This is a genomic window from Lysinibacillus antri, from assembly GCF_003977595.1.
In the GTDB taxonomy this organism is placed as follows: domain Bacteria; phylum Bacillota; class Bacilli; order Bacillales_A; family Planococcaceae; genus Ureibacillus; species Ureibacillus antri.
In genome coordinates, this window is sequence record NZ_RYYR01000039.1 from 20,319 (window position 1) to 28,544 (window position 8,226).

The 8,226-nt window shown below is 37.8% G+C and carries 7 protein-coding genes; 6 read left to right on the top strand and 1 reads right to left on the bottom strand.

All coding sequences use genetic code 11. The features are described from left to right. Nucleotides 1–33: 33 nt before the first annotated feature. Nucleotides 34–654: a spore coat protein gene (locus EK386_RS18335; RefSeq protein ID WP_179966063.1), complete on the bottom strand. Its 621-nt coding sequence runs from the start codon at nt 652–654 to the stop codon at nt 34–36. A 135-nt stretch (nt 655–789) separates the two neighbouring features. On the opposite strand from EK386_RS18335, the gene EK386_RS18340 reads away from it, so the two are divergent. The 6 genes from EK386_RS18340 to eno all read left to right on the top strand — a co-directional run bounded on the left by EK386_RS18340 (nt 790) and on the right by eno (nt 7,387). After that, nucleotides 790–1,023, top strand: a complete 234-nt coding sequence (locus tag EK386_RS18340; RefSeq protein ID WP_126660630.1) for a glutaredoxin family protein — start codon at nt 790–792, stop codon at nt 1,021–1,023. A 180-nt stretch (nt 1,024–1,203) separates the two neighbouring features. Continuing rightward, a complete protein-coding gene (gap, locus tag EK386_RS18345; RefSeq protein WP_126660631.1) occupies nt 1,204–2,205 on the top strand; it encodes a type I glyceraldehyde-3-phosphate dehydrogenase in 1,002 nt (333 codons plus the stop codon). Between the two features lie 254 nt (nt 2,206–2,459). Then, entirely contained in the window at nt 2,460–3,644 is a 1,185-nt protein-coding gene (locus EK386_RS18350; protein WP_126660632.1) for a phosphoglycerate kinase, read from the top strand. Between the two features lie 12 nt (nt 3,645–3,656). Beyond that, a complete protein-coding gene (tpiA, locus tag EK386_RS18355) occupies nt 3,657–4,409 on the top strand; it encodes a triose-phosphate isomerase (RefSeq protein WP_126660633.1) in 753 nt (250 codons plus the stop codon). Between the two features lie 99 nt (nt 4,410–4,508). Continuing rightward, nucleotides 4,509–6,050 carry a 2,3-bisphosphoglycerate-independent phosphoglycerate mutase gene (gene gpmI / locus EK386_RS18360; protein ID WP_126660634.1) on the top strand — a complete coding sequence of 514 codons (1,542 nt, stop codon included), beginning with the start codon at nt 4,509–4,511 and terminating at the stop codon, nt 6,048–6,050. Nucleotides 6,051–6,094: 44 nt separating this feature from the next. Beyond that, complete coding sequence (gene eno / locus EK386_RS18365) at nt 6,095–7,387, top strand: phosphopyruvate hydratase (RefSeq protein WP_126660635.1); 1,293 nt, start codon at nt 6,095–6,097, stop codon at nt 7,385–7,387. The last annotated feature ends 839 nt before the right edge of the window (nt 7,388–8,226 follow it).

Genomic DNA, 8,226 nt, shown 5'->3' on the forward strand with positions numbered 1-8,226 from the left:
CATCAAATGGATTTTTTTGCTTCCGCTTTTTTATTAGTTCGGCATGTCTTTTGCTTTTTCTGCTTGGCCGTACATGTTTAACATTGTTTGCATGTCTTGTGGTGATAGTTGTGGGATTTGGTATAGACCTTGTTTGTTTTGCCATAGCGATAATTCGTAGGCCATTTCAATACAGTTTGGTACAGAATCTTGTAACACGCGACGTACTACTGGGTTAGTTGCTTCTAAGGCTGCCATTGTTTTTCCTGAAGCGCCCGTTTTGTGACAGCTTAAAAGGAAACCTGAAATGATCCCGTCATTCATTTCATTAGCCGATTGCATTGGTTTTTTTGGTTGTCCTTGTGTTAGACCGTATTTCGAATCGTTGCCCATTTGCATTTTATAAGAACGTGTTGGGTGGCTTGGGTCTTGGCCTGTTTTAAAACATTCAGCCGTAATATTGTATTCGTCTAACATGAACGCATATTGACGGTCTAAAATATTTAATAGTTCTGGATCTTGTACATGTGGACGTAAGAAAATAAATGTATTCATTGCACCAATTGCCGCACTTAATACTTCGTGAACATCTAATACTTCATGAGCTCCATGATTCATTGAAAGTGGCATGTTTCCTTGCATTGCTTGTGTTTCATTCATAAATTGATTCTCCATAATGATATAAATCCTCCCAAAAATATAATCGTACACGAACGTACAAGAGTAGTTTGTGTAACTTTGATTTGATTATTCCGATGATTTTTGACATGCTAAATACAATAAATAAGAAATTTAAAAAAGGAGATTACTTTGAAAATAACGTATTATAGTCGCCCGAATTGTTCATTATGTGAGGATGGAATGCTTTTATTAAACTTACTAAAGGATGATGTAGATTTTGAAATAGAAGTTGTTAATATAGAAGAAAATGAAGAAATCCATGAGAAGTATATGCTCATGATCCCCGTTGTCGAAAAAGATGGAGAAATTATACAGTACGGTAATTTAGATTATGTCACCTTATTAGAGGCATTACAAAATTAGTGGTAGGATTATTTGTTGATTATAGGGAAAACTTGTATAATTTTGTTAAGATTTAAATTTCTATTTATAGGAAATGTTTAAAAAAGTGTTGCAAGTAATATGGTTAATAAAGTCTTCTCTAGGTAAAACTAGTTATGGCCTAAAGAAGTTTTAAATAACATTACTATTGGAGGAATAAATATGGCTATAAAAATCGCAATTAATGGCTTCGGTCGAATTGGTCGACTAGTATTTCGTGAGGCTATCAAACACAATGATTTTGAAGTAATCGCTGTAAATGATTTATCCGATGCTCATCAACTCGCTCACTTGTTAAAATATGATTCAGTTCACGGTGTCTATGATGCAGATGTACAATCAGAAGATGATGCATTTATTGTAAATGGTCAACGTGTTCAAGTATTATCTGAAAAAGATCCAGCCAATCTTCCTTGGGGAGAGTTAGATATAGATGTAGTCATTGAATCGACTGGTCGCTTCAGATCAATGGAAGAAGTATCGAAACACGTGGAAGCAGGGGCGAAAAAAGCCATTCTTTCAGCTCCAGCAAAAGGTGCAATGCCAACTTATGTAATGGGGGTAAATCATACAGATTATAATCCTTCAGAAAATGTTATTTCCAATGCATCTTGTACAACAAACTGTTTAGCGCCTGTCGCAAAAGTACTAGATGAAAAGTTTGGTATTAAGCGTGGGTTAATGACAACAATTCATTCCTATACAAATGACCAAAGAATTTTAGACTTCCCACATAGTGATCCAAGACGTGCGCGTGCAGGGGCAGTATCTATGATTCCAACAACTACTGGTGCAGCTATTGCTGTTTCGAAAGTTTTACCACAATTAAAAGGGAAGCTAGATGGATTCTCCATGCGTGTACCGACACCAAACGTTTCCTGTGTCGATTTGAATGTCGAGTTAAATACTACAGTAACGGTTGAACAAGTAAATGAAGTCTTAAAAGAAGCAGCAAATGGTGCTCTTGAAGGGATTTTAGGATATAACGAATTACCATTAGTATCGATTGATTATAATGGGAATCCGCATTCATCCACTGTTGATGGTTTATCTACAATGGTATTAGATAATAATATGGTAAAAGTATTAGCGTGGTACGACAATGAAATCGGCTACTCTAATCGTTTAATGGATTTAGCTATTTATATTACGCAACAAGGGTAACTAGTTTAATGTGTCATACTGATTAAAATTATGTGACATAATTACCTAAATGAGTATAAAAAGTATAGCCTTTATAATTGTTACCATTTATAATGATGAAGGGTAAGGAAGCGGTGGATAATAATACCCATCGCTTCTTCTTCTTTGTAAGAATAAAAGGAGACGCTTTAACCTTACAATAGACTATCGAATTAGTAGTAAATGCTAATCAAAATAAAAGGATCGCACTCAAAATTTGAAGGAGGGTTTTCTTCATGTTTTTAAAGAAGACGATGAGAGATGTAGATGTAAAAGGTAAACGTGTATTTGTTCGTGTAGATTTCAATGTACCGATGGAGGGCGGCGAAATTACAGACGATACGCGTATTCGTGCTGCACTTCCGACAATTAAGGAATTAGTAGAGGCAGGAGCGAAAGTCATATTAGCTTCCCATTTAGGTCGTCCAAAAGGTGAAGTAAAAGAAGACATGCGCTTAACAAAAGTAGGTGAGCGTTTAGCTGAATTAATGGGGCAACCTGTAACAAAATTGGATGAATCCATTGGTGAAGCGGTGGAGAGCACTGTTGCTGAAATGAAAGATGGCGACATTGTTTTACTAGAAAATGTTCGTTTCCATAAAGGGGAATCGAAAAATGACGAAGCATTATCAAAAGCGTTCGCCAATTTAGCGGACCTTTATGTAAATGATGCATTTGGAGCTGCTCACCGCGCGCATGCAACGACAGAAGGAATTGCACATTATGTTCCTGCAGTTTCAGGTCTCTTAATGGAAAAAGAATTAGAAGTGTTAGGAAAAGCCTTGTCAAATCCAGAAAGACCGTTTACGGCGATTATCGGTGGTGCGAAAGTAAAAGATAAAATCGGCGTTATTGAAAATCTATTAGATAAAGTTGATCACTTAATTATCGGTGGAGGCCTTTCATTTACGTTTACAAAAGCACAAGGGCATTCAATTGGAAAATCTCTATTAGAAGAAGATAAAATTGAATTAGCGCGCGGCTTTATTGAAAAAGCAAAAGAAAAAGGTGTACAACTTCACTTACCAATTGATGCAGTTGTCGCAAAAGAGTTTTCAAAAGACGCTGAAAATAAAGTGGTAAATATCGAGGAAATCCCAGAAGAGTGGATGGGGCTTGATATCGGACCAAAAACTGCAGAAAAATATGCGGAAGTCATTAAGCAATCCAAACTAATTATTTGGAACGGTCCAATGGGTGTATTTGAAATGGAACCATTTGCAAATGGTACAAAAACGGTAGCCAATGCAATGGCAGAAACAGAAGGATATACAATCATCGGTGGCGGTGATTCAGCAGCAGCCGTAGAGAAATTCCATGTAGCCGATCAAATGGATCATATTTCAACTGGTGGAGGAGCTAGTCTGGAATTAATGGAAGGAAAAGAACTTCCAGGAATAGTTGCATTAAACGATAAATAAGGGGGCAATCTCATGCGTAAACCAATTATTGCAGGGAACTGGAAAATGTATAAAACATTTGATGAAGCAGTTGAGTTTACTGAGGAAGTGCGTGACAAAATACCATCTGAAGATAAAGTGGATGCTGTCATTTGCTCGCCCGCTTTATACTTGCCTTCATTAGTTGATATTGCAACAGATACAGATTTAGCAATTGGTGCACAAAATATGCACTATGAAAATGAAGGTGCGTTTACAGGTGAAATTAGCCCGAGTCAACTTGCATCAATCAATGTAGATTATGTCATTTTAGGTCATTCTGAACGACGCGAATATTTTAATGAAACCGACGAAGCAATAAATAAAAAAGTACGTGCAGCCATTTCACATGGTATTGTTCCGATTATTTGTTGCGGTGAAACATTAGAAGAAAAAGAAGCCGACCAAACAACACAAAAAGTAGCTGGACAAGTGAAGGCTGCCCTTGAAGGATTCTCTGCTGAAGAAGTACAACATATGGTCATTGCCTATGAACCAATCTGGGCAATCGGAACAGGAAAAACGGCTACTGCGGAAGATGCGAATAACGTATGTGGTCAAATTCGTCATACGATTGAAGAACTATACGGCAAAGAAACGGCCGAAAGTATTCGTATTCAATATGGCGGTAGCGTAAAACCAGAAAATATTAAAGAATTATTATCAAAAGAACATATTGATGGGGCGCTTGTAGGTGGCGCAAGCTTAGAAGTTGCTTCATTTTTAGCTTTATTAAATAGTATTTAAGAAAGCTAAGCCGCGGCGGATGCCACGGATTCATACATCATTCGAATCTGACGCATCTACGCCAAGGCGAAATTGATTAAATATTGGAGGCGGCAGTTAATGCCTAAACAACCTGTTGCATTAATTATTTTAGACGGCTTTGCATTTCGCGATGAAGTATTCGGAAATGCAGTAGCACAAAGTAAAAAACCGAATTTCGATCGATATTGGGCACAGTTTCCTCACTCAACATTAACGGCGAGTGGGGAAGCGGTTGGTCTCCCGGATGGTCAAATGGGAAATTCTGAAGTAGGGCATTTAAACATTGGAGCTGGACGTATTGTCTACCAAAGCTTAACACGTATTCATAAATCGATTCGTGATGGCGACTTCTTTAAAAATGAGAAGTTTTTAGCTGCTGTAGAACACGCAAAAGCAAATAATTCTAAATTGCACTTAATGGGCTTACTTTCTGATGGTGGTGTTCATAGTCATTATGAACATTTATTTGCTCTGTTGAAATTAGCTAAAGCGAATGGTCTAGATGAAGTGTATATTCATGGATTTTTAGATGGGCGCGATGTGGGTCCATCAACAGCTCTTGGCTATATTGAAGAAACCGAAAAACAAATGAATGAAATCGGTGTAGGGAAATTTGCTTCAATCCATGGTCGTTATTACGCAATGGACCGCGACAAACGTTGGGAACGTGTAGAGTTAACTTATAAAGCATTAGTCGATGGCGTTGGTCAAACGGCGGCTTCAGCAAAAATCGGTGTGGAATCATCATATGGTCGCGAGGTATATGATGAATTTGTGATCCCGTTTGTCCTTACAGAAGAAGGGAAACCTGTCGCAACGATTGATACAAATGATGCGGTTGTATTCTTTAATTTCCGACCAGACCGTGCAATTCAACTATCAACAATATTTACAAATGACAATTTTATTGGATTCAAAAAGTCAGAAAAACATCCAACGAATTTAAAATACGTGACGTTCACACATTATAGTGTCGATGTACAAGCAGATGTTGCATACGAGAATGTGGATTTAGTGAATACTGTAGGTGAAGTACTTGCAGGGGCAGGCAAAACACAACTTCGAATTGCAGAAACTGAAAAATATCCTCATGTTACCTTCTTTATGAGTGGAGGGCGTGAAGCAAAATTCCCAGGAGAAGAACGCATATTAATTGCTTCTCCAAAAGTAGCTACATATGATTTAAAACCAGAAATGAGCGCTTATGAAGTAACTGATGCGCTCCTTGCAGAAATTGCTGCAGATAAATTTGACGCCATCATATTAAACTTTGCAAATCCTGACATGGTTGGGCATAGTGGTATGCTAGAACCAACAATTAAAGCAATTGAAGCTGTAGATGAATGTTTAGGAAAAGTTGTAGATGCAATACTAGCTAAGGGTGGTGCAGCAATTATTACAGCTGACCATGGTAACTCGGATGAAGTCGTAACAATTGAAGGCGAACCAATGACTGCCCATACAACGAACCCTGTACCTGTCATTGTAACGAAAGAAGAAATCGCTATGCGCGACGGTGGAATTTTAGCGGACCTTGCACCAACTATGCTAAAATTGTTAAATGTAAAACAACCACAAGAAATGACAGGAAGACCGTTATTTGACTATATAAAAAAATAGTGGTTTTATAATATTAACTTGATGAAAAGTGAGGAGAAATAACAATGCCATTTATTACACAAGTTTATGCTCGCGAAGTTTTAGATTCACGCGGTAACCCAACAGTAGAAGTAGAAGTATTCACAGAATCAGGTGCATTCGGTCGCGCAATCGTTCCATCTGGAGCATCAACTGGTGAATACGAAGCAGTAGAGTTACGCGACGGCGACAAAACACGCTATCTTGGCAAAGGTGTTTTACAAGCAGTAGAAAATGTAAACACAATCATTGCTGAAGAATTAGAAGGTAACTATTCTGTATTAGATCAAGTAGTGATCGATAAAGCGTTAATCGAGCTTGACGGTACTGAAAATAAAGGCAAACTAGGTGCAAACGCAATTCTAGGCGTATCTTTAGCAGTTGCTCACGCAGCGTCTGATTATTTAGATATTCCTTTATACCAATATCTTGGTGGGGTAAATGCAAAACAATTACCAGTACCAATGATGAACATTTTAAACGGTGGTGCACATGCGGATAATAACGTAGACATCCAAGAATTTATGGTTATGCCAGTTGGAGCAGAAAGTTTCCGCCATGCATTACGTATCGGTGCTGAAATCTTCCACAGCTTAAAATCAGTATTAAAAGAAAAAGGCTACAACACAGCAGTAGGTGACGAAGGTGGATTCGCGCCAAACTTAGGCTCAAATGAAGAAGCAATCACAGTGATTTTAGAAGCAATCGAAAAAGCTGGCTACAAACCAGGTGAAGAAGTACGCCTTGCAATGGACGTAGCATCTTCTGAACTATTCAATAAAGAAGATGGAAAATACCATTTAGATGGAGAAGGCGTTGTAAAAACGTCTGCTGAAATGGTGGACTGGTATGAAGAATTAACATCAAAATACCCAATCATCTCAATTGAAGACGGCTTAGACGAAAACGACTGGGAAGGCCATAAACTACTAACTGAGCGTATCGGTAAACGCGTTCAATTAGTAGGGGACGACTTATTCGTAACAAATACTACAAAACTTGCTCAAGGGATCGAGCAAGGTGTAGGCAACTCAATCCTAATCAAAGTAAACCAAATCGGTACATTAACAGAAACATTTGACGCAATCGAAATGGCAAAACGTGCAGGCTACACTGCTGTAATCTCTCACCGCTCTGGTGAATCAGAAGACGCAACAATTGCAGACATCGCAGTAGCAACAAACGCGGGTCAAATCAAAACAGGTGCGCCATCTCGTACAGACCGCGTAGCAAAATACAACCAACTACTACGCATCGAAGACCAACTAGCAGAAACAAGCCAATACCTTGGTCTAAAATCGTTCTACAACTTACGCTAAAACTTACAACTAGGCTCTCTCGGCATACGGGAGGCCTAGTTTTTTTGCTTAACTAATAGTCAAGGGGAGGGGATATTAGCCAAACTCGGATCAATATTAGAACTTCGAAAAATCGCTTGAGCGAATTAATAGAATATTAGTCAAACTTAGCGGATTATTAGCCAAACAGAGATAAGTATTAGCCAAACTCAGCCCGATATTAGAATTTAGAGAGATTGCCTTGAGCGAGTTATAGATATTAGCCAAATTTAGCGGATTATTAGCCAAACAGCGGTAAGTATTAGTCAAACTAGAGTGTATATTAGCCAAATCCAGCCCAATATTAGAATTTCGAAAAAAAGTTTGAGCGAATTATAGAATATTAGCCAAATTAAGCGAGTTATTAGTCAAACTAGAGTGTATATTAGCCAAACTCAGCCCAATATTAGAATTTCGAAAAAAAGCTTGAGCGAATTAGAGAATATTAGCCAAATTAAGCGAGTTATTAGTCAAACTAGAGTGTATATTAGACAAACTCAGCCCAATATTAGAATTTCGAGAGATAGCCTTGAGCGAATTATAGATATTAGCCAAACTCAGCCCAATATTAGAATTTCGAAAAATCGCTTGAGCGAATTATAGAATATTAGTCAAAATTAGCGGATTATTAGCCAAGCAGAGGTAAGTATTAGCCAAACCCGAACCAATATTAGAATTTCAAACTCAATCCAATAGTAAAACAAATAAAAAGAACCATTCTAAGGTTGAACTGCACCCCAAATTTTAGACACAAAATCTAAAATTTGGAGGTGCTTTTCTTTTGGCTAAATTTTCAAGGGAAGAAAAAATTGAAGCAGTAA